This is a genomic window from Streptomyces sp. Y1 (assembly GCF_041053115.1).
GTDB lineage: Bacteria > Actinomycetota > Actinomycetes > Streptomycetales > Streptomycetaceae > Kitasatospora > Kitasatospora rubellomurina.
Map to the genome: position 1 here is coordinate 4,677,025 of NZ_CP163445.1, position 23,985 is coordinate 4,701,009.

The following is a 23,985-nucleotide window of genomic DNA, read 5'->3' on the forward strand; positions in this document are numbered from 1 at the left end:
CAGGTCACCGCCGGTGCCGTCGCGGCGGCGCGGGCGTCGGCCCGCGGCCGGGCCGCGGCGTGGCGGCACGTGGCATGCGACACAGTTTCACGGACCCGGTCAGGAGGCCGCGGCGGGGGTGGTGGGCCGCCGCAGTGCCTCGGTCGTCACGTCGGCGGCCAGCTCCACCATGTCCGGCCCGTACGCCTCCGGGTTGACCACCCGCAGGACCAGCGCGAAGGTGCCGTTCCGGCCGTACCGGCGGGCGAGTTCGCGGTGGTGCGCGACCAGGTAGCGCACGCCGGCCTGGTTGGCGGTGCCGGTCTGGCCGGAGACCAGGAAGACCGGGCGGCCGCCGTCCGGGGTGGCGATCCGGGCCAGCAGGGTGTGCGCCCGCTCCTGGTCGGCGGTGAAGTCGCGGTCGCCCACCACGATGACGTTGCTGCCCGGGCCGGGGCCGGAGGTGACCAGGGCGCCCGGTAGGCCCCAGGCGAGGTGGGCGGCGGTCCGCTCGTTGCTGACCGGACCGCCCAGGCACAGCTCGGTCTTGGCGCCCAGCCCCCGGTGCGCGGAGTCGTGCGCGACCAGTTCGGACCGCGCCCCGCACTCCTCGACCAGCCCGGCCAGCCACATCAGGGCGTAGGCGTCCCGGCGGGTCACGGTGTGCGCGTGCGAGCCCTCACCGACGCTGCGGGGCACCACGATCAGGCACTCGCCGCCGGCCGGCAGCCCGAGGAACTCCCGCACCCGCTCGATCCTCCGGCGGCGGCGCAGGGCCTGGGCGAGCCAGCCGAGGCCGGCGCTGATGGCGCTGGCGACCAGGCCGAGCACCACGTTGAGCACGTTGTCGTTCATCGCCGAGCTTTCCCCCCGTCCGGACGCCGGCCAGCTTAGGGCCACAACTGCCCGGTGCGGCAGTTCACTTGGTCCACAGATCAGTGATGCGCAGGTCGAGGTCGGCGAGCAGGCGGCGCAGCAGGGGCAGCGAGAGGCCGATGACGTTGCCCGGGTCGCCGTCGATGCCGTCGACGAACGGCGCCGAGCGGCCGTCCAGGGTGAACGCGCCGGCCACGTGCAGGGGTTCGCCGGAGGCCACGTAGTCGGCGATCTCGGCGTCGTCCGGGGTGCCGAAGCGGACGGTGGTGGAAGCGGTGGCCGAGGCCCGGCGGCCGGTCGCGGTGTCGATCACGCAGTGGCCGGTGCGCAGCACCCCGGCGCGGCCGCGCATCGCGTGCCAGCGGGCGGTCGCCTCGGCGGCGTCGGCGGGCTTGCCGAGGGCCTGGCCGTCCAGTTCGAGGACGGAGTCGCAGCCGATCACCAGCTCGCCGCCGGTGAGTTCGGCGGCGACGGCCCCGGCCTTGGCCTCGGCCAGCACGAGGGCGAGCTCGGCGGGGGTGGCGGCGCTCAGCGCGTCCTCGTCGACGCCGCTGACCACCACGCGCGGGTCGAGGCCCGCCTGGCGCAGCAGGCCGAGGCGGGCGGGGGAGGCGGACGCGAGGACGAGGGTGCGCTGGTCGGTCATGGCCACCAGGGTAGGGGCTGCCGGTGCCCGCCGTTCAGGTGAACGGGCGGGTGAGCATGAACAGGACGGCACCCACCAGCACCAGGGCGGCGAGCACCTTGCCGGCCCGGTGCATCCGTTCCTGCATGCGGCGCGCCTCCTGGGAGGGCTCGTCGCGGGGGTCTGACCAGAGCACCCGTCCAGGGTGCGCCGCGCCGGGCGCCCGGCGCCTGAGTATCCGTACTCAGGTTCCGGGCCGACCGGTGGACCGGTCGGCCCGGGGAGCGGCCGGTGCGACGACGAACCGGCCGGAAACGCCGTACGGGAGCGGGAAGTCGGCCGGTCCGACTTCCCGCTCCCGTACGGGGTGGATCAGCGCGCCCAGCCGGCGGTGCGCCAGGCGTTCACGCCGGGGTGGAGCGTGGGGCGGAGCAGCCGGGCGCGGTCGTTCCAGGGGGAGGCCGGGCCGACACCGGCCAGGCGCGCCGCGTCGGCGGCGGCCTGTGCGGCGGCGGCCCGGGCCTGGACCACCGCCAGGACGGTGGCAAGCTCCTCGGGGGTCGGCTGCCCGTGCAGCACGTGGATCGGGGCCATGGTTCGATTCTCTCCCGTACGGGCCTACAGGGGGATGTTGCCGTGCTTCTTCGGCGGCAGCACCTCGCGCTTGCCGCGCAGCGCCCGCAGGCCCCGGACGATGTGCCGGCGGGTCTCGCTGGGCGCGATGACCGCGTCCACGTAGCCGCGCTCGGCCGCCAGGTACGGGTTCAGCAGGGTGTCCTCGTACGAGGCGATCAGCTCGGCGCGCTTCTCCTCGACGGTGCCGGCGGCCTCGGCCTCGGCGATCTCCCGGCGGTGCAGGATGTTGACCGCGCCCTGGGCGCCCATCACCGCGATCTGCGCGGTCGGCCAGGCCAGGTTGAGGTCGGCGCCCAGGTGCTTGGAGCCCATGACGTCGTACGCGCCGCCGAAGGCCTTGCGGGTGATCACGGTGATCAGCGGGACGGTGGCCTCGGCGTAGGCGTAGATCAGCTTGGCGCCGCGGCGGATGATGCCGTCCCACTCCTGCTCGGTGCCGGGCAGGAAGCCGGGCACGTCGACGAAGGTCAGCACCGGGATGTTGAAGGAGTCGCAGGTGCGGATGAAGCGGGCGGCCTTCTCGCTGGCGTTGATGTCCAGGCAGCCGGCCAGGTCCATCGGCTGGCTGCCGACGATGCCGACCGAGTGGCCCTCGACCCGGCCGAAGCCGGTGATGATGTTGCCCGCGAACAGCGGCTGGGTCTCCAGGAACTCGCCGTCGTCGACGATGTGCTCGATCACCGTGCGCATGTCGTACGGCTGGTTCGCCGAGTCCGGCACGACGGTGTCGAGTTCGAGGTCCTCGTCGGTGATGGAGAGGTCGGCCTGCTCGGGGTAGGTCGGCGGGTCCGAGAGGTTGTTGGAGGGCAGGTACGAGAGCAGGCTCTTGACGTACTCGATCGCCTCCTTCTCGTCCGCGGCCAGGTAGTGCGCGTTGCCGGACTTGGTGTTGTGGGTGCGCGCGCCGCCCAGCTCCTCCATGCCGACGTCCTCGCCGGTGACGGTCTTGATCACGTCCGGGCCGGTGATGAACATGTGCGAGGTCTGGTCGGCCATCACCACGAAGTCGGTGATCGCGGGGGAGTACACCGCGCCGCCGGCGCAGGGGCCCATGATCAGCGAGATCTGCGGGATGACGCCGGAGGCGTGCACGTTGCGGCGGAAGATCTCGCCGTACAGGCCGAGCGAGACCACGCCCTCCTGGATGCGGGCGCCGCCGGAGTCGTTGATGCCGATGACCGGGCAGCCGGTCTTCAGCGCGAAGTCCATGACCTTGACGATCTTCTCGCCGAACACCTCGCCCAGCGAACCGCCGAAGACGGTGAAGTCCTGGGCGAACACGGCGACCTGGCGGCCGTCCACGGTGCCGTAGCCGGTCACCACGCCGTCGCCGTACGGCCGGTTCTTCTCCTGGCCGAAGTTGGTCGAGCGGTGCCGGGCGAACTCGTCGAACTCGACGAAGGAGTCCTCGTCCAGCAGCTCCACGACGCGCTCGCGGGCCGTCAGCTTGCCCTTGGCGTGCTGCTTCTCGACGGCCTTGGCGGAGCCGGAGTGCACCGCCTCGTCGAGCCTGCGGCGCAGGTCGGCGAGCTTGCCGGCGGTGGTGTGGGGGTCGTACGGCGCCTCGGTCATTTCCGGTGGCTCTCCCTGATCATCGGCCGCCGCGACCTGTTCCGAGTGCGCGCGGACCGGAGTGGGGCCCGCGCAGGAGGGCAGGGCGGCGCTGCGAACTACCGTTAAGTAGCGTAGCCAGCGCGCGGCTCCCGACGTAACGTCCTGCGGTTATGGCCAGCGACACAGTGTGTCCGTCCGCGTTCTGAGGGACGATAGGGCGGCCTACGGCCGCAGGCCGTGCCCGGTGGCAAGGCCTAGTGTGCTTCTCATGACCGCACCCGACACCCCCCGCCGCAGCGGGCTGCGCGGCTTCGCCGCCTCCGCCGGACCGTCGCCCTGGACCGACCTGGACCGGCCGCCGCTCGACGCGGCGGCGCTGCGCCGCGACCTGGTCGCCCCGGGCGGGCTGTGGACCGCGCTGGACGTCGTCGCCGAGACCGGCTCCACCAACAGCGACCTCGCCGAGCGGGCCCGGGCCGGCGCCCCGCAGGGCGCGGTGCTGGTCGCCGAGGCGCAGCGCGCCGGGCGCGGCCGGCTGGAGCGGCAGTGGACGGCCCCGGCCCGCTCCGGGCTGTTCCTGTCCGTGCTGCTGCGCCCGGAGCAGGTGCCCGTGGAGCGGTACGGCTGGCTGCCGATCCTGGTCGGGGTGTCCGCGGCGAGCACGCTGGGCCGGATCGCCGGGGTCGAGGTCGGGCTGAAGTGGCCCAACGACCTGCAGGTGGAGATCGACGGCACGGAGCGCAAGGTCGGCGGCATCCTCACCGAGCTGGGCGGCGGCGCGGTGGTGGCCGGCCTCGGCCTGAACGTCTCGCTGCGCGCGGACGAGCTGCCCGTCCCCACCGCCGGCTCGCTGGCGCTGGCAGGCGCCGCCGTCACCGACCGGTCGATCCTGCTGCGCGCCCTGCTGCGCGAGTTCGCCGAGCTGTACGGCGAGTGGACGGAGGCGGCCGGCGACCCGCACGCGAGCGAGCTGCTGCGCGCCTACGTGGACCGCTGCACGACGCTCGGCCGGCAGGTGAAGGTCCACCTGCCCGGCGACCGCGAGCTGGTCGGCGAGGCGGTGGCGATCGACGGCGACGGCCGGCTGGTGGTCCGCACCGCGGACGGCGCGCGCCGGGCGGTCGGCGCCGGGGACGTGGTGCACGTGCGCCCCGAGCCCCGCTGACGCCACCGGGCCCTGCTGACGCCGTGCCCCCCTGGGCCCCGGTGACGCGCTGAGCCCCGCTGAGCGGTCGCCGGTGCCCCGGCCACCGGGCGTCCGGGTCGTCATGTCCCCGCTTACCTCCCCTTGACCCGGGCGGATGCCCCGGATGACGGGATTCCGTGCGAATATTCCACCTGGCAGCGGTGTGAGGCGCGCCACTGCCCCGAGGGGTGGCCAAACGCGCCCGGACAGGCAGCGCGCCCGGACAGGCAGGACACGAGGCAAGTGCGGCGACCGCACGGGGACGGACCGGTGGCAGAGGACGGCAGCAGCGACGCGGCGGCGGACGACCACGGCCAGACGGTCGCGCTCGAACTGGAACGGCTGATCCTGGACGCGCCGCGCCACTACACCCCGTACCAGGCCGCGCGCGCCGCCGACGTCCCGATGGAGCTGGCCACCCGCTTCTGGCGGGCGATGGGCTTCCCCGACATCGGCCAGTCCCGGGCGCTCACCGACGGTGACGTGATCGCGCTGCGCCGGCTCGCCGGCCTGGTGGAGTCCGGGCTGCTGAGCGAGTCGATGGCGATCCAGGTGGCCCGCTCCACCGGGCAGACCACCGCGCGGCTGGCCGGCTGGCAGATGGACACCTTCCTGGAGAACCTCACCCAGTCCGTCGAGCCCGGGCTGACCCGCGCCGAGGTCGCGTACCCGCTGGTCGAGCTGCTGCTGCCGGAGCTGGAGCAGTTCCTGGTGTACGTCTGGCGGCGCCAGCTGGCCGCGGTGACCGGCCGGGTGGTGCAGGCCGCCGAGGACCACGAGATCACCAGCGGCCGGCTCGCGGTGGGCTTCGCCGACCTGGTCGGCTTCACCCGGCTGTCGCGGCGGCTGGAGGAGGAGGACCTCGGCGAGCTGGTCGAGACCTTCGAGAACACCTGCTCCGACCTGATCGCCGGCCAGGGCGGCCGGGTGATCAAGACCCTCGGTGACGAGATCCTGTTCGTCTCCGAGGACCCGGCCACCGCCGCCGAGATCGCGCTCGGCCTGATCGAGGCGCTGGCCGGGGACGACACCATCCCGGCGCTGCGGGTCGGCATGGCCTTCGGCACGGTCACCTCGCGGATGGGCGACGTCTTCGGCACCACCGTCAACCTGGCCAGCCGGCTCACCTCGATCGCGCCCAAGGACGCGGTGCTGATCGACGGCGAGTTCGCCGCCGCGCTGGAGCAGAACGGCGCCGTCGCGCCGGCCGACGCGGAGGGCCCGGGCCTGGCCGAGGCGCTGTCCGTGGCGGCCGGGATGCCGGCCTCCGGGCTGCCCGTCCCGGCGCCGGAGCCCGGCGGGCGCTTCCACCTGCAGCCGATGTGGCGCCGGCCGGTGCGCGGGCTCGGGCTGGTCGAGCCGTGGCTGCTGTCGCGCTGGCTCAAGGCGGAGTAGCGGCCGGCGGCCCGCGGGGCGCTCGGGCCGGGAGGGCCTACCCGGCTGCCGAACGGTTGAAGCTCGTACCGGTTTGTCGTCAGCCGACCGGGGCAAACGGGGCATAACCGAATGAAACCGCCATAGTCTTGGTGCAAGCGGCCGGACTGGCCTTGGAGGGGTCTGGCGCGACCGAGCACAGGGAGCGAGGCGAGCCGGTGAGCAGTGAGGCGATCATGACGGACCGCGGCTGCGACTGCGACGGTCCCCGGCGGCCGGACCCGCTGCCCGACCTGCGGCTGCAGTCCGTGGTCGAGCTGGCCCAGGACATGGCCGGCGCGCTCACTCCGCTGGAAGCCGTCCGGGCCGCCGCCGCCCGGGCCACCGAGGCGCTCGGCGCCACCATGGCCGCCGTCTCGGTGTGGGACCGCGAGTCCGGCCGGCTGCGCGTCCTGGTCAACCACGGCGAGCTCGCGCCCGGCGAGGAGGAGCTCCCCGAGGACGAGTCCTACCCCGTCGCCGACTTCCCCGAGATCGTCACGTACCTGGACGAGCGCTGGACCACCGGGCGGCTGCCGCGCGCCTGGGTGCAGACCGCCGAGAGCGTCGAACCGCACGCCGGGCACGCACACCCCACCGCCGGCGCGTACTGCCAGGAACGCGCCGCCGCACTGCGCCGGCGCGGGCGCGCCTGCTGCGTGGTCGCGCCGATCGTGCTGCACGGGCAGGCCTGGGGCGAGCTGTACCTCGCCCGCTCGCTCGGGATGCCCGGGTTCACCGACGCCGACGCCGACTACGCCACCCTGCTCGCCGCCCAGGTCTCGGCCGGCCTCGCGCAGACCGAACGCCTGGCCGACCTGCGCCGGCTCGCCTTCTCCGACCCGCTCACCGGCCTCGCCAACCGGCGCGCGGTGGACGAGCGGCTGGAGAGCGCGCTGGCCGCGCACAACCGGGACGACACCGTCGTCTCGCTGGTCGTCTGCGACGTCAACGGGCTGAAGCGGGTCAACGACCAGCTCGGCCACGAGATGGGCGACCGGCTGCTCGAACGCTTCGCCCACCAGCTCTCGCTGGCCGCCGCCAAACTCCCCGGCAGCCTCGCCGCCCGGCTCGGCGGCGACGAGTTCTGCCTGCTCGTGGAGGGGCAGAAGGCGGACGAGGTGGTCGCCGTCGCCGAGGAGCTGTGCGCCCGGGCGCTGGCGCTGGCCGAGGGCGAGGGCGTCGCCTGCGGGGTCGCCTCCACCGGGGACTCGATCGGGCCGGTCACCACGCCCGACCGGCTGTTCCGGCTCGCCGACGCCGCCCAGTACCGCGCCAAGGCCGCCCGCGCCGCGCACCCCGTCGTCGCCGGGCGCAGCCACGGCCCCGGCTTCTCGCCCGACCCGACCGTGCTGCTCGCCGACGCCGCCGACCCGCACCGCCGCGCGGACGGCCGGCGCGGGCCCACCGGGCGGGCCGGCGCGGGCGACCGGCGGCGGTTCCGCGGCGCCGCCCACAGCGCCGACCCGGGCCAGCTGCTCACCGCCGTCCTCTCCGCGCTCGACCGGGCCGCGGCCGCCAAGGCCGTCCACCCCGCCGACACCCTCGGCAAGCTCGTGGTCGTCGCCGAGACCTCCGCCCGGCTGCTGGACGCGGTCGGCTGGTGGGTCTCGTACGTGCCGCCCGGCTCGCAGCTGATGCGCACCGCGCAGCACGCCGTCTACCGGATGACCAGCGGGCCCAGCAGCTCGCGGGCCGAGACCGCGCGCGCCCAGATCGAGGCGCCGGACGCCGTCTTCGACCTGCGGCACTACCCGATGACCCGGCGGGCGGTGCGCGGCGGGGCCTTCGCGCTGCGCGCGGGCGCGGCGGGCAACGATCCGGCGGAGGAGGCCATGCTGGTGGTCTCCGGCTACCGGGGCATGGTCGCGGCGGGCGGGCGGAACCCGGCCGGCGGCTGGCTGGTCGAGCTGTTCGCCGACGACGCCACCCTGCCGCTCGGGCAGGCGGCGAGCGCGATGCGCGCGCTGGTCGCGGTCGGGTTGGCGGGCCCGGCCTCGCCGCCGGTGGTCTGACGGCGGTGCTCTGACGGCGGCGGGCCGGACGGCGGTGGGTCTGACGGCGGTGGTCCGACGGCCGGGCCCCGGGGGCGCGCGGGTGGGGCGGTGTGCGCGGGGGCGTGCGCGCCGGGGTGGTGCGGGTCGGTCGCGGGGGGAGTGCGGTAACGATCCGGACAAGCGCGGTCGCACGCCCGGATCTGCTTCGTACCCTGGCCGGTGCCTGCAGGCCAGTCGCCCCTGAAGACGTGTCAGAAAGCGCGGTCAGTGCGCCATTTGGCGTAGAAGCGCGCTCCCGGGTGGCGTACCAATGGGGTACGGGCCGACGCCGATCCGGGAGGGCGGAATGACACTGGCGGCCGTGCACCACTGGATCGTGGTGCTCGACATCGAGGCGTTCAGCACGCGGCCGGACCCCGTCCAGCGGTCGCTGCGGGACGCGATGTACCAGGTGCTCCGGGAGGCCGTCGCGCAGGCCGGCCTGCCGGCCGACGCCGTCGCCACCGAGGACCGCGGGGACGGCGTGCTGATCCTCGTGCAGCCGCAGGTCTCGCCGGTGCTGCTGGCCGGCGCGCTGATCCGGGCGCTGGACGACGGCCTCGCCGAGAAGGCGCGGATGTTCAGTCCGGCGCACGCCCTGCGCCTGCGGGTCGCGCTGCACCAGGGGCTGGTCAGCCGGGACGCCGACGGCTGGTCGGGGGACGCGGTGAACTGGACCTTCCGGCTGGTCGACGCCGCGCCGCTGCGCGCGGTGCTGGCCCGGGCCCGGCGGGCCAACCTGGCGTTCATCGTCTCGGACGAGGTCTACCGGGGCGTCGTGCGGCACGAGTACCGCACGGTCGACCCGGCGGCGTACCTGCCGGCCGACTTCGAGGTCAAGCACGGGCTCCCCGCCCGCGGCTGGATCACCGTGCCCGGCTACCCGGCGCCGCCCGGGCTCGACGCCGGGCCGGAAAGCAGCCAGGCGGACGAGCCTGCCGGTGAGCCGCAGCCCGCCGCCCCGGCGGCGCGGGTGGTATTCGAGATCCACGGGGACGTGCGGGGCGACGCGGTGGCCGGCGACAAGAACGTCCACCAGGCACCGAACTCCCCGGGCCGTCGATGACGACGCCCGGGGACGCGGGGCCGGCGGTAACGGGGGTTCCGCCGGCCGAGGGGGGAGCGGGCCCGGCGTCCGGCCCGGCGGCACCGCCCGCCGCCGGGCCGGACGGGCCCGCCCCGGACGGCCCGCCCGCCGGCGACGGCGCCGGCGGCGGGTCGTCCGGCGACCCCGGTGGCTCCGGCAGCCCCGGCGGCGAGCGCGCAGCCGGGGACCCGGCTCACGATGCGGACCGGGATCGTGCCAGGGCCACCCGGTTCGCCCAGGGCATGCTGCGCCACGACACCGTGCGGCACGCTTTCGCCAGCATCGACGGCGACCTGGTCGCCGGGGACAAGAACGTCTTCCTGGTCGGTGGTGGCCGGGCCCCGCTGCGGCTGGTCTCCCCGCTCGTCCTGGAGCAGGTGCGCAAGGCCTTCGCGGAGCCGGCCGGCTGGCCCGAGGTGCGGGCCGCGTTCGGCCGGCGCCCGCTGGCGATCCTGCGCGGCCCGGCCGGCTCCGGCAAGACCACGGCCGCGCTGCGGCTGCTGCTCGGCTGCTCCGTCGACCGGACGTACCACCTGGACCGCACCACCGACCTCGGCGCGCTCGCCGCGCGGCTGGAGGCCGACGCCGAGGAGGGGCCCGGCGAGCCGGTCGGCTACCTGGTGGACCAACCGGAGGACCGCGCGACCCTGGACGGCCCGCTGGTCCGGGCGCTCGACGGCGCCCTGCACCGCGCCGGGGCCCGGCTGGTGTTGACCGTCGACCAGGAGAGCGGGCTGGTCGATCCCGAGCTCCTCGGCCACGTCATCGACCTGCCCGACCCGCCCGAGCCCGCCGCGATCGTCCGCAGGCACCTGGACTGGCGGCTCGGCGAGGCCGTCGCCACCCTGCTGCTCAGCCGCCGGGGCGTGGCGGAGCTGATCAACGAGCAGCTGGCCGCGGACGGTGCCTGCCGGGCGGCGGCCGAGCTCGCGGCCGCGCTGGCCGACGCCGCCGAGGCCACCGCTAGCGGCGCGCCCGACCTCGACCTGGTCCGCGAGAAGCTGGCCCGGCGCGGTGAGGAGGACTTCGAGATCTGGGTCGAGAACCTGGACGACCCCTTCCTGCGCTGCTACGCCGTCGCCCTCGCGGTGCTCAACGGCCTCCCGCAGGAGGACGTGGCCGCCGCCGCCCGCGGGCTGTACCGCAGGCTCGGCGTCGAGGACTATGCCGTGCTGGCCACCGCGGACGGCCACCTGCCGCGGGTGCGCGAGCCGTACCAGGTGCCGCGCCGCCGGCGGCTGGCCCGGCTGCGCGCCCAGGCGGTGCCGGTCCGGCTCTACAGCCCCCACGGGCGGGTGCCCGCAGAGGGCCTGCGGTTCAAGGACCCGGGCTATCCGCGCCGGCTGATCCAGCACGCGTGGACCGAGTTCCCGCTGCACAGCGTGCTGCTGGACTGGCTCGACGAGCTGGTCGAGAACCCCTCCGAGCATGTCCGCACGCACGCCGGGGTCGCGCTCGGGGTGCTGGCCGACCGGTCCTTCCAGTACCTGCTGGACCACAAGCTCTTCGGCTGGGCGGGCGCCCCCGAGGCGGTTCGCCGCACCGCCGTCGCGCACGCCCTGAAGGTGTGCGTCCAGAACCCCGAACTGCGGGGCCGGGTGCGGAACCTGGCGGCCGGTTGGCTCGCGGAGGCGTCCAACCCGCTGCGGCAGGCCACCGCGGCCCGGGTGTACGCGGTGAGCCTCGGCGGTGGCGAGCCGCTGGTCGCGATCGACGCGCTGGCCCGGCTCTGCGTGGTGGACGAGGACCTCGACATCGCCTTCGCGGTCGGCGACAGCCTGAGCGACATCCTCACCGAGGACGGCCGGCTCGCCGCCGTGGTGCTCGGTCGGCTGCACACCGCACTCGCCGACCACCGGGCCCGCTACGCCGTCCTGCTGGCGTTCATGTCGGTCAACGAGCAGTTCGTGGTCGAGACCGAAACTCTGGCCGAGGCGGCCGTGATGCCGAACTGGCCCGGCCTGCTGGTCCAAGCCGACCGGGAGCCGGCGTTGCGCGCCCCGTTCGTCGCACTCTGGCGAGCGGCGTTGAACGAGGCCCACCCCGTCCACCGTGCGGTCGCCGAGGTCGTGCTGCAGCTGTGGGCCCGGTTGACCGAGGTCGACCCGCCGCTGCGGGAGGTCTTCGTCCGGTTGGTCGGTGCGCTGGCGGACGGTGACCGGCGCACCGCGACCATCCTGCGCCGCCAGGCCGTCGACTGGTCCGGTCCGCACAGCATCACCCCGTTCAACCGGACCACCGCCGCCGTCACCGCCGAACTGGACCGACAGGAGAGCGCGAGATGACCCCCACCCTGCCGCTGATCCTCAGCGAGGAGCCGGTGCCCCGGGGCCTGTCCGGCCCGGTGAAGGCGCTGAAACCGAGCGCCGCCGCCGTGTACGCCTCCTACGACGGCCAGTTGGCGTGGTTCCAGGGCCGGCCGCTCAGCTGGTCGCAGCAGTTCATGAGCAAGTACCGGACCAGGTACGAGGTCGACCTCAGCGACCACCGGCGCAAGGCGCACCTGAAGAGCTGGCCGCTGCCCTCCCAGGACCAGGCGCACTGCTTCGACGCCGTGGTGGATGTCGGCTTCCGGGTGCACGACCCGGTGGAGGTGGTGCGGCGCAACGTCACCGACGCGCTGGTCGTGGTCTACGGGCACATCGCCGCCGTCCTGCGGGTGATCGCCCGCGGCTACTCGATCCACCAGGCCGACCTCGCCGAACTGCGGATGAACCACGAGTGCGCCCGCGAGATGATGCTGCCGGAGGGCATCACCATCTACCGCTGCGTGGTCGACCTGCGCCTGGACGAGGCCGCCCGCACGTACATCGAGAACCTGACCAAGGCCGACCGGGACCGGCAACTGGCCGAGGCGGCGCAGCGGTTCGCCGAGGGCGCGGCCCACGGCAAGCAGGTGATCGACGGGATCGAGCTGGAGGGCCGGCTCGCCCGCGAACGGCGTGAACAGGCCGTCCGGCTGGAGCTGCAGGAGGAGCGGCGCCGGCTGCTGGGCGAGGGCGACCTCGACGTCAACCGGCTGATCACGCTGTTCATGCTGGAACACCCGGACCGGGCCGATGAAGCCGTCGAGATGCGCACCAAGTGGGAGGCGGCGCTCACCGCGCGGCAGGAGCAGTTCGACGAACGGTCCGTCGAGGTCTTCCGGTTCATGGTCCAGAGCAAGCTGATCCAGCCGGCCGACGTCGAGGTGATCCGGCAGCAGGCGCTCAACCGGGTGCAGGGCGCGACGCTGCCGGGCGGGACGGGCTCGGCGCTGCCGCCCGTCCGGTGGGGCGGGCCGGCCGCGTCCTCGGGCCGGACCGCCGTGCCGCCGCCCGTCATCGGGCCCGCGCCCGGGGCCGTCCCGCCGGGCGCCGCGCAGTCGGGGGCGGGCGTCCACTCGCCGCTGGTGGGGACGGTGGTCACGAACGGGCCGGGCGACCTCGCGTCCGGCGGCGGCCCGGTCACCGGGGTGCTGCCGATCTACCTGCTGATCGACGAGTCGGCGGCCGTCGCCGGCTGCCTCCCCGGGCTCAACAACGCGCTGCGCGGCCTGCACTCGGCCCTGCTCACCCCGCCGGAGTCGGCCGCCGGGCTGCGGCTCGCGGTGCTCGGCGCGGCCGGGGAGACCGTGCTGCACCTGCCGCTGGCCGCGGTCGAGTGGACCACCGTGATGCCGGAGTTGACGGTGCGCGCCGGCGCCCGGCACGACCTCGCCCTCGAACGGCTGCGGGCCCTCGTCGCGCAGGACCTGGCCCGGTTGAAGACCGAGCACCCGGTGGTGCACCGCCCGGTGCTCTTCGTGCTGTTCGGCGGGCCCTGCGAGGAGGACCCCGCCCGGTGGCGCGAGGCGCTGCGGGCGCTGACCGATCCGGTGGCCAACCCGGGCCACCCGACGATCATCGCGGTGGGCATAGGGCGGGCCGACGAGACGGAGATCCGGACCGTCGCCCACCTGCCCGAGCTCGCCTTCCTCGCCGAGCCCGGGCTCGACCTGCCCACCGCCGCCGAACGGTTCGCCTCGCTGCTGCGCGACTCCGTGCTGTACCTGGGCCGCGGCCTGGCCGGCGGTCGCCTCGACCTGTTCATCGAGTGCCCGCCCGGCCTGCGCCGGCTCGGCGGCGCCCGCTGAGCCGTACCGACCCCCCGACCCCCCTGACCCATCCGAACGGGCGCCCCGGGCGCCCGGAACCGAGAGGCAGTCCCTGACCATGGCGGACAACCGCGGCAACCTGATCCCGATGTACGTGGTCGCCGACGAATCCGGATCGATGACACCCGTCCTCGGCGAACTCAACTCCGGCCTGGCCTCCCTGCACCGCGCGCTGATGGCCGAGCCGATGGCGGCGGCGAAGATCAGATTCTCCGTGCTCGGCTTCTCCAACGGGATCGAGGTGCGGATGAGCCTCGCCGACCTGCGGGAGGAGGACGAGCTGCCGGTGCTCTCCAGTTACGGCGGCGGCACCAGCTACCGGGCGGTGTTCGACGACCTGCTGACCCGGATCCCCCAGGACGTCCGGGAGTTGAAGCGGGCCGGGTACACCGTCTACCGGCCCGCGGTGTTCTTCCTGAGCGACGGCCAGCCCAACAGCAACGAGGACTGGGTGAGCGTGCACCGCAAGCTGACCGACCGGCGCAGCCTGCCCGAGTCGCCGAACATCGCCGCCTTCGGCATCGGCGCCGCGGACGCCGCCACCATCCTGAACGTCGCCACCGACCGCAACTACGCCTTCGTCCAGATCCCCGGCGCCGACATCGGCGCGGCCATCACCAAGTTCTGCGCGGCCCTGACCACCAGCATCGTCGCCTCCGGCATGTCGCTGGCCGCGGGCAGCGCGGAGCTGGTGGTGGACCGGCCGGAGGGCTTCCGCATGGCGATCGACGTGGTGTGACGGTGAGCCCGGATCCTCGTGCGGGCGGGCCGGAGCACCGGGCCGCGCCGCCACCGCCGTCCGTGCCGCCGTCCGTGCCGCAGTCGGCGGCGAACCCGGGCGGGCCGGACGCCGCCGGGTTCCTGCCCGTGCCCGTCCGGACGGTCCGGCCGCCGGCGGTCGCCCGGGCGGGCGGCGACTCGGTGTACCGGCCGTTCTGGGGGCCGATCGAACTCGACCGGCCGGTGGAGCGGTTCGAGCCCAGGCCGCCGTCCGGCTCCTCGTACCGGCCGGACACCGTCTTCGACGGCTGGTCCAGCGAGCACCTGCGGATCCGGCTGGCCTCCGTGCGCGGCTACGCGCACCGGGCCAACGGACGGCTCCGGGAGGACGACGCCGCGGTCGCGCTGCACGACTCCGGGGTGCTGGTCTTCGCCGTCGCGGACGGCGTCTCCGGCGCCGAGCAGTCGCACCTGGGCGCCACCCTGGCCTGCCGGACGGCGGTGGACACCGTCACCCGGCAGCTGGGCGACGGCCGTGGCCCGGAACGGCTGGACTGGGCCGAGGTGCTGCACCACGCCGCCTACCAGCTGGTCGCGCAGACCAGGAAGATCCTCGAACTGCCCCGGGACGACACGGCGGCCGCGCAGCGCCTGATGGCCACCACCCTGGTGACGGGCGTGGCGGTGCCCAGCCCGCTCGGGCTGGACATCCAGCTGGTGTGCGCCGGGGACTCCGGGGCCTGGGTGCTGTCGCAGGGCGGCCGGTTCCTCCGGATCACCCCCGGCCGGTGCGGGGGCGGCGGTCGCGGGGTGGCCTCCTCGGCGGTGGAGGCGCTGCCCCGGAAGGTGACCGACCCGCGGGTGCACCGCACCACGGTGCTCGGCGCCGACCGGCTGTTGGTCGGCACGGACGGCTTCGGCGACCCGCTCGGCGACGGCACCGGCCCGGTCGGCCGGCTCTTCGCCGAGCACCTGGCGCCCACGCTGGAACCGCGCGGACTCGCCCACCTGCTCGACTTCTCCCGGGAGACCTTCGACGACGACCGCACCCTGCTCGTGGTGTGGCCCGCCTCGGCCGTGGAGGCGGCGCCGTGACCGCGATCCGGGTCGAGCGGCTGACCAGGGGCGACAAGCTCGGCCAGGGCGGCCAGGGCACCGTCTGGGACCTGCCCGGCCGGCTGATCAACGGCGAGTGGCCGATGGCGTACAAGGAGTACTCCGCCGCCTGCCGGGGCGAGTTGGACGGCCCGGCGCTGGACGCGATGGTCGAGTTCGTGCCCGGGCTGGCCGACGCCGCCGGGCGCTGGCTGTGCGAGCGGCTGGCCTGGCCGGCCGCCGTGGTGCTGGACGACCGGGGCCGCTGCGGCATCCTGATGCGGCTCGTCCCGGACGACTTCTTCCTCACCTCGCCGCACACCGGCCGGACCCTCGCCGGCTTCCAGTTCCTGCTGAACAACGAGGGGTACCTGAACCGGGTGGGGATCGCGATCAGCGACGAGCAGCGGCTCCAGCTGCTGCTCGACCTCTCCCGGACCCTGGCCGGCCTGCACCGGCTCGGCGTCGTGGTGGGCGACCTCTCGCCGAAGAACGTGCTGTTCCGGCTCGGCGCGGAGCCCGGCTGCTTCCTGATCGACTGCGACGCGATGCGGGTGCGGGGCCGGGACGCGCTCAAGCAGGCGGAGACTCCGGACTGGAGCCTGCCCGAGGGCGAACCGCAGGCCACCGAGCGCGGGGACGCGTACAAGTTCGGTCTGCTGGTGGTCCGGCTGCTCGCCGGGGAGCAGGACGGTCGGGACACCGGGGTGGTCGCCGCGCTCTCGCCGGACCTCGGCCGGCTCGCCGACGCCGCGCTCGGGAGCGATCCCGCCGGGCGGCCCGAACCCGCGGCGTGGGAAGGGCCGTTGCTGCGGGCCATCAGGGACCTTCGGACGCCTCCGGCCGGGCCGGACGGGCCGGACTGGACGATCGCGCCACCGAGTCCGCCGGGCGCGTCGGGACAGTCCGGCACGCCGGGGCCGTCGACGCCGGACAGCCCGCCGGGGCCGGGCAAGGTGCTGGCCGGGCTGCTGTTGGCCGTCGTGCTCGTCTGGGGTGGCGTCCAGGGGGTTTCGGCGCTCAAGGACCACGCCGACGCCGACCGCTCGACCCCCTCGTCCCGGACGCCCTACTCCACGCCCTACGCCACGCCGTACCGGCCTCCGACCGGCGGCACCGGCGGTGGCGGTACGACGGGCGGCGGCGTCGTTCCGCCCGACCCCGGGGCCCAGGCGAGGGCGCTCGACGTCCTGCTGGGCAGTAGCAGCAGCACCCGAACGGCCATCTCCGGCGCGGTCGACGACGTCGGCTCGTGCGGGAACGTCAGCTATGACGCGCAGGTGCTCCGCGGGGCGGCGGGGGACCGGAACGCCCTGGTCACCCGTCTGCAGAATCTCGACACCTCGGCCCTGCCGGCGGTGCTGTCCGCCCAGCTCCAGCAGGCCTGGAAGTCCTCGGCGCTGGCCGACCAGGCGTTCGCGCGCTGGGCGGACACCCAGGTCGGATGCACCGGAACGGCGAATCCCGACACTCCGGAACACGACGAGGCGTCCCGGCAGAGCGACGCGGCGACCGCCGCCAAGAAGGCCTTCGTCAACGCCTGGAACCCGATCGCCGCCCGGTACGGGCTGGCGCAGCGCGAGGAGACGGGCATCTGACGCACGGACCCTACGGTGCCCCCTCGCCGCGGGCCAGCCGCGCCAGCGCCTCCGGCCGGTGCAGCTCGATGACCAGGCGGCCGGTCCGCAGCCAGCCGGCCTCCCGCCACTCCTCCAGCAGCCGGTTGACGGTCCGCCGGGAGCTGAGCACGAGCCCGGCGAGGTCGTCCTGGGAGAGCGGCAGCGCGATCCGCACCTCGCCGGTGGGGGCCCGGGTGCCGTAGCGGTCGGCGAGTTCGAGCAGCAGCGCGGCCAGTCGGGGGCGGGCGACCGCCGAGCCGGTGGCCGCGCGCTGCTGGTCGGCCTCCCGCAGCCGGCCGGAGAGCACCTGCTGGAGGGCGTGCGCGACGGCCGGGTCGGCCTGTTTGACGGCGCCGAACCGGCTGAGCGGGATGTGCAGCGCGGTGACGTCGGTGAGGGCGTGCAGGGTGGCCGAGCGGGAGCCGCCGTCGAGGCCGGCCTGTTCGCCGAGCAGGTCGCCGGGGCCCCGGATGGCGAGGATCGCGCGGTAGCCGCCGCCGGATTCGACCAGGACCTTCACGCAGCCGCGCTCGATCACCAGCAGGTGGTCGGAGCGTTCGTGCTGCTGGAGGAGGGCGGCGCCCGCCGGGTAGTCGACCGGGCGGGCGGAGGCGCGCAGCCGTTGCCGGGCCCCGGCGTCGAGGAGCTGCCAGAACGGCGGACGGCCGCCCGGGGCCCGTCCGGCGGTGGTCATCCCAGCAGTCCGGCCAGGGCGACCAGGCCGCAGCCCACCACGGCGAGCAGCAGGGACTGCCGGACCCGGCGGTCCTTGACCCAGATGATCCGGCTCATCTCGACGAGTTGCCGGCTGAGCACGGGCAGCAGGTCGGTGTCCCGCAGTTCGTCGGCGAGCCGGTCGGGCGTCCAGTGCCGGAGCTGGCCGTAGTAGACGTAGTTCGGCGGGTCGCTGGGCCGTTTGCCCTCGCCGCGCGGCACGACGACCGAGACGGCGGCGACGGCGGCCAGGGCGAGGACGGCGACGCCGAGCCAGAAGGCCGTCGCGGGGAGTCCGCCGGAGGTACGGCCGAGGGTGGTGCCGGTGCCGGACAGGGCGACGATGGCGCCCAGTGCGGCGGACTCGATGGTGAGCGCGAAGGAGGCCTTGGAGTCGACCCTGCCGGTCACCTCGGTCAGCGCACCATGGATCTGCCAGGCGGTCTTGACCGCTTCTTCGTTCGACACGGGCCCCCCGGACGACCGTTGTGTTGGTTCCCCCGGGTTCTGCCGGGATCGGCACCCGGGCCCCACCGCTCCAGGATAGCCCCGGGCGGCCCGCCGGGCACGGGTCTCGCCGGGGTCGGGAGGTGAACTTCTCGCAGCGCCGGGGAGGTTGGCCGTCAGTGGCCCGAACGGCCGTTCGCGGTGGGTGGGTTGAGGGCGTGCAGGGCGGCGTCGACCAGCCGGTCCGCGTGCTCGTGGGTGAGCGGGCCGAGTTGGTGCAGCCAGCGGTAGTGGATCGGGCCGTAGACGAGTTCGACGGCGAGGTCGAGGTCGGTGTCGGGGGCGATCTGGCCGGCGTCGCGGGCGCTGCGGAGGCGGTCGCGGGTGACGGCGAGCAGCGGGTCGAGCAGCCGGGTGCGGTATTCGGCGCGCAGGGCGGGGTCGTTGAGGATCTCGGCGGTGATCGCGCGGTAGGTGAGGTCGGCGGCCGGGTCGGCGAGTTCGTCGCTGGTGGGGCGCAGGACGGCGCGCAGGTCGGCGGCGAGGTCGCCGGTGTCGGGGAGGGCGAGGCTGCCGCCGCTCTCGTTGGCGGCGAGGAAGGCGTCGAAGACGACGGCGCCCTTGGAGGGCCACCACCGGTAGATGGTCTGTTTGCCGACGCCGGCCCGGGCGGCGATCGCCTCGATGGTGAGCTTGCCGTAGCCGACTTCGGCGACGAGCTCGGTGGCGGCGGCGAGGACGGCGGCGCGGGCGCGTTCGCTGCGGCGGGCGGGGTCGGGGGCGGATCTGGTGGCCATGGGAAAAGTCTATGCGGATCGGTGAGACGAGACGTATCGTCTTGTCGTGACCCGGCGAGACGCGACGTCTCGTCTCATTCGCTCTCCCCGGAGGTGCCCGTGAACCGCCCCGCACACATCCTGATGGTCTCCGTCCCGGCCCACGGGCACGTCAACCCCAGCCTCGCGGTGATCGCCGAGCTGGTCGCCCGCGGCCACCGGGTCAGCTACGTCAACGACCCGTCCTTCCGGGAGGTCGTCGAGTCCACCGGCGCGGCCTTCGTCCCGTACCGGACCAGGCTGCCGCTCGCCGACGACCCGGCCGGCTGGCCGGAGGAGCCGGTGGCGATCCAGGACGTGTTCCTGGACGACACGCTGTCGATGTGGTCCGCCCTGCTGGCGGCCTTCGAGGACGACCGACCCGACCTGGTGCTCTACGACATCGCGGGCTTCGCCGGCCGGGCGCTCGGCGAGCGGCTGGGCGTGCCGGTGGTGCAGCTGTCCTCCAGCTTCGTCGGCTGGGAGGGCATCGAGGAGGACCTGGCCGCGGTCTTCGAGGCGATCCGCACCGGCCCCGGCGGCCCCGAGCACTACCGCCGGTTCGCCGACTGGCTGGCCCGGGCCGGCGCGGTGGAGCGCGACGTGGAGGCCTTCAAGAACCGGCCCGAGCGGTGCATCGCGCTCGTCCCGCGCGCCCTGCAGCCCCACGCCGACCGGGTCGACGGGCGGCGCGTCAGCTTCGTCGGGCCCTGCTTCGGCGACCGCGCCCACCAGGGGCGGTGGGAGCGCCCGGCGGACGCCGAGAAGGTGCTCCTGGTCTCGCTCGGCTCGGCCTTCACCCACCGGCCCGCCTTCTACCGGGCCTGCGTGGAGGCCTTCGGCGACCTGCCGGGCTGGCGCGTCGTGCTCCAGATCGGCAAGCACACCGACCCGGCCGAGCTCGGCGAGGTGCCGGACAGCGTCGAGGTGCACCGGTGGGTGCCGCAGCTGTCGGTGCTCTCCCAAGCGGACGCCTTCGTCACCCACGCGGGCATGGGCGGCTCCAGCGAGGGGCTGTTCCACGCCGTGCCGATGATCGCGGTGCCGCAGGCGGCCGACCAGTTCGCCAACGCGGACGCCCTGGTGGGCCTCGGCGTCGCCCGCCGGCTGGACACCGAGCAGGCCACCGCGCAGGCGCTGCGCGCGGCGCTGCTGGAGCTGGTCGGCGACCCGGCGGTGCCCGGACGGCTGGCGGAGCTGTCCGCCGCGGGCCGGGCCGAGGGCGGCACCCGGCGGGCCGCGGACCTGATCGAGGCCGAGCTGAGGGGGTAGCCGGGGCCGGTGGCGGCGGCCGGGGGTGCGGCGCGGGCCGCGGGGTCGGAGAATCCGAATGACGAACACCTGTTGTCATATCTTCATTCACCTGATGTGATGATGCATATGGATATGCACAGTGCTGTGGCCCCCGACGCTCCGCTGGTCCTGGTCGGCAAGGCCGACGTCGCCGCGGAGGACGTGCTGGCCGTCGCCCGGGGCAACGCCCGGGTCGAGATCGGTCCCGACGCGCTCGCCGAGATGGCGGCCGCCCGCGCGCGGATCGACGCCCTCGCGGCCGAGCCGCGCCCCGTCTACGGCGTCTCCACCGGCTTCGGCGCGCTCGCCGTCCGGCACATCAGCCCCGAGCTGCGCGCCCAGCTGCAGCGCTCGCTGGTCCGCTCGCACGCGGCCGGGATGGGCCCGGCGGTCGAGCGCGAGGTGGTTCGCGCGCTCATGTTCCTGCGGATGAAGACGCTCGCCTCCGGCCGTACCGGCGTACGGCCGCTGGTCGCGCAGACCATGGCCGCCGTGCTCAACGCCGGCATCACCCCGGTCGTCCGCGAGTTCGGCTCCCTCGGCTGCTCCGGCGACCTGGCGCCGCTGTCGCACTGCGCGCTCGTCCTCATGGGCGAGGGCACCGCCACCGGCCCGGACGGCGTGGAGAAGCCCGTCGCCGAGCTGCTCGCCGCAGCGGGGATCGAGCCGGTCGAGCTGCTGGAGAAGGAGGGCCTGGCCCTCATCAACGGCACCGACGGCATGCTCGGCATGCTGGTGATGGCCATCGCCGACCTGCAGCGGCTGTTCACCACCGCCGACATCACCGCCGCGATGAGCCTGGAGGCGCTGCTCGGCACCGACAAGGTGCTCGCCCCCGAGCTGCACGCCCCGATCCGCCCGCACCCGGGCCAGGCGCTCAGCGCCGCCAACATGCTGGCCGTGCTCAAGGGCTCCGGCCTCACCGGCCACCACCAGGACGACGCGCCGCGCGTCCAGGACGCGTACTCGATCCGCTGCGCCCCGCAGGTCGCCGGCGCGGGCCGCGACACCCTCGCCCACGCCGCCCTGGTCGCCTCGCGCGAGCTGGCCGCCTCGGTGGACAACCCGGTGGTCCTGCCGGACGGCCGGGTGGAGTCCAACGGCAACTTCCACGGCGCCCCGGTCGCCTACGTGCTGGACTTCCTCGCCATCGCCGCCGCCGACCTCGGCTCGATCTCCGAGCGCCGCACCGACCGGCTGCTCGACAAGGCCCGCTCGCACGGCCTGCCGGCCTTCCTGGCCGACGACCCGGGCGTGGACTCCGGCCTGATGATCGCCCAGTACACCCAGGCCGCGCTGGTCAGCGAGAACAAGCGGCTCGCCGTCCCGGCCTCGGTCGACTCGATCCCCTCCTCGGCGATGCAGGAGGACCACGTGTCGATGGGCTGGTCGGCGGCCCGCAAGCTGCGCCAGGCGGTCGACAACCTGGCCCGCATCCTCGCCGTCGAGCTCACCGCCGCGGCCCGCGCGCTGGAGATCCGCCAGCAGGCGGACGGCACCGGCCGGCCGGCCCCGGCGACGGCGGCCGCGGTCGACGCCGCACGGGAGGCCGGGGTCGGCGGCGCCGGCCGCGACCGCTTCCTCTCGCCGGACCTGGAGGCCGCCGCGGCGCTGGTCGCCTCCGGCGCCCTGGTGCGCGCGGTGGAGCAGGTCACCGGCCCGCTGGCCTGACGGCGAGCCGGCCGCGGGGGACCGGGCTCAGTCCCAGTCGCTCCGCGGCCGGCGCTCCTCGCGGTTCAGCCGGTTGCCCAGCGCGGCGGCGAAGTTGACCCCGACGATGCCCGCCCAGCAGACCAGCAGCCCCGCGAAGCCACCGCTCTCGGGGCTGCCCGCGATCGCGCTCAGCGGGATGCCGAGGGCCAGCGAGACCACCGCGAGCCGGTTCCCGGACCGGCCCTGGCCCCAGCCGCCGCGGCGCGGGCGGTCGTGGTGGCGCCGGTACGAGGGGCCGATGTCGTCCATCCGGTCGGCGACCGCGTTCTCGACCCGGGCGTCCAGTCGGGAGTCGAGGCGCTTCATGAAGGAATCGACCAGCTCGTCCTCGTACTCCTTGCCCAGCTCCTTGCGGGCCTGGAGGGTGGCGTCGAGGTCGCGCCGCAGTTCGTCCTGGCGAGTGTCCATGCCCACCAGCGTGGCGCCGCCGCCGGGCCCGGTCCATCCGTTCGCGGGGGGAATCCGGGCGGGATCAGGGAGAAATCAGGGTCACCCCGAGAGGCGGTGCGGGAGCGTGCGGGCGTGTACGGTCCGGTCCTCGGGGCGTCCCGCCGGACGTCCCGTCGTACGAGACGTTTTTGCCACCGGGGACGTGCTGCTGCACAGTCGTCGTCCGAACCGCTGCATCCGGAGGTACCGCTGATGACCGCCACCGACGAGGCCGGCACCGTCGGCCCCTCCGCCCGGCTGCTCCAGCTGTTCGAGGGCCGTCGGCTGACGCCGACCCAGCGCCGGATCGCGCACTCGCTGGTCCGGCACGCCACCGAGGCGCCGTTCCTGTCCAGCGTCGAGGTCGCCGAGCTCGCCGGGGTGAGCCAGCCGTCCGTCACCCGCTTCGCGGTCGCGCTCGGGTACGACGGCTACCCGGCGCTGCGCCGGCAGCTGCGCGAACTCGGCGCGGGCGAGCCGGCCGCGCCGGAGACCCCGGTCGACGCGGTGCGCAACGAGCACCAGCAGGCCGTGCTCGCCGAGATCGAGCACCTGCGCCACCTCGCCGAGCTGCTCGCCGACCCCGAACCGATCATCCGGGCCGCCCGGCTGCTGGCCGCCTCCCGCCCGCTGCCCGTGCTCGGCCTGCGGGCCGCCTCGGCGCAGGCGCGCGGCTTCGCGTACTTCGCCGCCAAGGTGCACCCGGACATCCGGCTGCTCGACGAGGGCGGCAGCATGCTCGCCGACCGGCTGGAACAGGCCGCCGCGGCCGGGGCGAGCGCGCTGCTCTGCTTCGCGCTGCCGCGCTACCCGCGGGAGTTGATGGACGCGCTGGCGGTGGCCCGGGAGTGCGGGCTGACCGTGCTGACCGTGGCCGACAGCGTCTTCTCGCCGGTCGCCAAGCTCTCCGACCTGATGCTGCCGGCCGCCGTGGGCACCGGCCTGGTCTTCGACACCGCCTGCGCGCCGATGATGCTCGGCCGGGTGCTGCTGCAGACCATGTGCGACGAACTCCCGGGGGCCGAGGCCCGGTTGGAGGCGATCGAGCAGTCGGCGGCGGCGCGCGGGCTCTTCCTGGAGTGAACGAAGCAGGGGTTAAACGCGGTTCACGCCGGTTCGGCCGGGAATAGCCGTCCCGCGCCCCGGGCATCCCCTACTGCAGGGGGTGCCGCCCATGCGCGTGATCCACGAGATGAAGTTCGTCGCCCGTCTGGTCTCGGGTGTCGACGAATGGTCCTGCCCCACCTGCGGACGCCGCGTCACCCTGCGGCGCCTGCCCGAGCCCGAACTGATCGTCCTCGACCCGGGCGACGAGTCCGCCGTGCACGTCGGCGTGATCGAGCCCGATTCCCGTGCCGCCGCGGCCGCCGAGAGGTACGGCCTCGGCCCCGTCCAGAACATCCCCCGCCCGCCGTCCCCGCCCGCGCCGGACGCCGCCGACCGCCGGTGGCTCGCCGAGATCGGCATCGACTGGGACGGCGACGCCGCCGCCTGAGCGGCGTCGACGGCCCGCCCGGGCCCGTTCAGCCCGCTCCGGCCCCCTCCGCCGGGCGGGCTCTCCGGCGTGCCTGGGCGCGGGTTCCGGCCAACGCTGATCCGATGGATTCCAGGTC

21 protein-coding genes and 1 pseudogene are annotated in these 23,985 nt (G+C 74.9%); 13 read left to right on the plus strand and 9 right to left on the minus strand.

All coding sequences use genetic code 11. The annotated features are described in order from the left end of the window. Positions 1–99: 99 nt before the first annotated feature. The 5 genes from AB2U05_RS20205 to AB2U05_RS20225 form a co-directional block, all read right to left on the minus strand. Entirely contained in the window at positions 100–834 is a 735-nt protein-coding gene (locus AB2U05_RS20205; protein ID WP_045693443.1) for a hypothetical protein, read from the minus strand. Positions 835–898: 64 nt separating this feature from the next. Further along, positions 899–1,501, minus strand: coding sequence for a nucleoside triphosphate pyrophosphatase (locus AB2U05_RS20210; RefSeq protein ID WP_045693441.1), 603 nt, complete (start codon positions 1,499–1,501; stop codon positions 899–901). A gap of 34 nt (positions 1,502–1,535) precedes the next feature. Further along, the gene (mmpB, locus tag AB2U05_RS20215; protein ID WP_167352903.1) at positions 1,536–1,676 is read right to left on the minus strand and encodes a morphogenic membrane protein MmpB; all 141 of its coding nucleotides are present in this window, start codon (positions 1,674–1,676) and stop codon (positions 1,536–1,538) included. A 176-nt stretch (positions 1,677–1,852) separates the two neighbouring features. Next, positions 1,853–2,074, minus strand: a complete 222-nt coding sequence (locus AB2U05_RS20220; RefSeq protein ID WP_045693440.1) for an acyl-CoA carboxylase epsilon subunit — start codon at positions 2,072–2,074, stop codon at positions 1,853–1,855. A gap of 24 nt (positions 2,075–2,098) precedes the next feature. After that, complete coding sequence (locus AB2U05_RS20225) at positions 2,099–3,688, minus strand: acyl-CoA carboxylase subunit beta (RefSeq protein ID WP_045693438.1); 1,590 nt, start codon at positions 3,686–3,688, stop codon at positions 2,099–2,101. A gap of 250 nt (positions 3,689–3,938) precedes the next feature. Here AB2U05_RS20225 and AB2U05_RS20230 point away from each other — a divergent pair, with 250 nt between their 5' ends. From AB2U05_RS20230 to AB2U05_RS20270, 9 genes and pseudogenes are all read left to right on the plus strand, one after another. Continuing rightward, entirely contained in the window at positions 3,939–4,835 is an 897-nt protein-coding gene (locus AB2U05_RS20230; protein WP_078859688.1) for a biotin--[acetyl-CoA-carboxylase] ligase, read from the plus strand. Positions 4,836–5,126: 291 nt separating this feature from the next. Further along, the gene (locus AB2U05_RS20235) at positions 5,127–6,251 is read left to right on the plus strand and encodes an adenylate/guanylate cyclase domain-containing protein (RefSeq protein ID WP_052706424.1); all 1,125 of its coding nucleotides are present in this window, start codon (positions 5,127–5,129) and stop codon (positions 6,249–6,251) included. A gap of 308 nt (positions 6,252–6,559) precedes the next feature. Continuing rightward, positions 6,560–7,693, plus strand: a pseudogene (locus AB2U05_RS20240) (diguanylate cyclase); the annotation flags it as partial. A gap of 919 nt (positions 7,694–8,612) precedes the next feature. After that, complete coding sequence (locus AB2U05_RS20245) at positions 8,613–9,371, plus strand: hypothetical protein (RefSeq protein ID WP_369183879.1); 759 nt, start codon at positions 8,613–8,615, stop codon at positions 9,369–9,371. Positions 9,372–9,634: 263 nt separating this feature from the next. Then, on the plus strand, positions 9,635–11,677 hold the full coding sequence (locus AB2U05_RS20250; RefSeq protein ID WP_045709529.1) for a hypothetical protein: 2,043 nt from the start codon (positions 9,635–9,637) through the stop codon (positions 11,675–11,677). Then, the gene (locus AB2U05_RS20255; RefSeq protein WP_369183880.1) at positions 11,674–13,506 is read left to right on the plus strand and encodes a hypothetical protein; all 1,833 of its coding nucleotides are present in this window, start codon (positions 11,674–11,676) and stop codon (positions 13,504–13,506) included. Before AB2U05_RS20250 ends, AB2U05_RS20255 begins: the two co-directional genes overlap by 4 nt. Positions 13,507–13,585: 79 nt before the next feature. Beyond that, positions 13,586–14,266, plus strand: a complete 681-nt coding sequence (locus AB2U05_RS20260) for a VWA domain-containing protein (RefSeq protein WP_045693429.1) — start codon at positions 13,586–13,588, stop codon at positions 14,264–14,266. Positions 14,267–14,268: 2 nt separating this feature from the next. Further along, the gene (locus AB2U05_RS20265; protein WP_369183881.1) at positions 14,269–15,342 is read left to right on the plus strand and encodes a protein phosphatase 2C domain-containing protein; all 1,074 of its coding nucleotides are present in this window, start codon (positions 14,269–14,271) and stop codon (positions 15,340–15,342) included. After that, positions 15,339–16,940, plus strand: coding sequence for a hypothetical protein (locus AB2U05_RS20270; RefSeq protein WP_369183882.1), 1,602 nt, complete (start codon positions 15,339–15,341; stop codon positions 16,938–16,940). Before AB2U05_RS20265 ends, AB2U05_RS20270 begins: the two co-directional genes overlap by 4 nt. A 10-nt stretch (positions 16,941–16,950) precedes the next feature. On the opposite strand, the gene AB2U05_RS20275 is transcribed toward AB2U05_RS20270, so the two are convergent. From AB2U05_RS20275 to AB2U05_RS20285, 3 genes are all read right to left on the minus strand, one after another. Next, the gene (locus AB2U05_RS20275) at positions 16,951–17,655 is read right to left on the minus strand and encodes a Crp/Fnr family transcriptional regulator (protein WP_045693425.1); all 705 of its coding nucleotides are present in this window, start codon (positions 17,653–17,655) and stop codon (positions 16,951–16,953) included. After that, complete coding sequence (locus tag AB2U05_RS20280; protein WP_052707200.1) at positions 17,652–18,143, minus strand: Pycsar system effector family protein; 492 nt, start codon at positions 18,141–18,143, stop codon at positions 17,652–17,654. The genes AB2U05_RS20275 and AB2U05_RS20280 overlap by 4 nt, the downstream gene beginning before the upstream one ends. Positions 18,144–18,298: 155 nt before the next feature. Continuing rightward, on the minus strand, positions 18,299–18,919 hold the full coding sequence (locus tag AB2U05_RS20285) for a TetR/AcrR family transcriptional regulator (protein WP_369183883.1): 621 nt from the start codon (positions 18,917–18,919) through the stop codon (positions 18,299–18,301). A 93-nt stretch (positions 18,920–19,012) separates the two neighbouring features. Between AB2U05_RS20285 and AB2U05_RS20290 the strand changes: the two genes are divergently transcribed. Next, positions 19,013–20,209, plus strand: coding sequence for a macrolide family glycosyltransferase (locus tag AB2U05_RS20290; RefSeq protein ID WP_369183884.1), 1,197 nt, complete (start codon positions 19,013–19,015; stop codon positions 20,207–20,209). 114 nt (positions 20,210–20,323) lie between these two features. Further along, positions 20,324–21,901, plus strand: a complete 1,578-nt coding sequence (hutH, locus tag AB2U05_RS20295) for a histidine ammonia-lyase (protein WP_369183885.1) — start codon at positions 20,324–20,326, stop codon at positions 21,899–21,901. 27 nt (positions 21,902–21,928) lie between these two features. On the opposite strand, the gene AB2U05_RS20300 is transcribed toward hutH, so the two are convergent. Beyond that, the gene (locus tag AB2U05_RS20300; RefSeq protein ID WP_045693418.1) at positions 21,929–22,351 is read right to left on the minus strand and encodes a hypothetical protein; all 423 of its coding nucleotides are present in this window, start codon (positions 22,349–22,351) and stop codon (positions 21,929–21,931) included. A 234-nt stretch (positions 22,352–22,585) separates the two neighbouring features. Here AB2U05_RS20300 and AB2U05_RS20305 point away from each other — a divergent pair, with 234 nt between their 5' ends. Both AB2U05_RS20305 and AB2U05_RS20310 read left to right on the plus strand, forming a co-directional pair. After that, positions 22,586–23,455, plus strand: coding sequence for a MurR/RpiR family transcriptional regulator (locus AB2U05_RS20305; RefSeq protein WP_045693416.1), 870 nt, complete (start codon positions 22,586–22,588; stop codon positions 23,453–23,455). A gap of 91 nt (positions 23,456–23,546) precedes the next feature. Beyond that, a complete protein-coding gene (locus tag AB2U05_RS20310) occupies positions 23,547–23,867 on the plus strand; it encodes a hypothetical protein (RefSeq protein WP_045693414.1) in 321 nt (106 codons plus the stop codon). Positions 23,868–23,985: the final 118 nt, after the last annotated feature.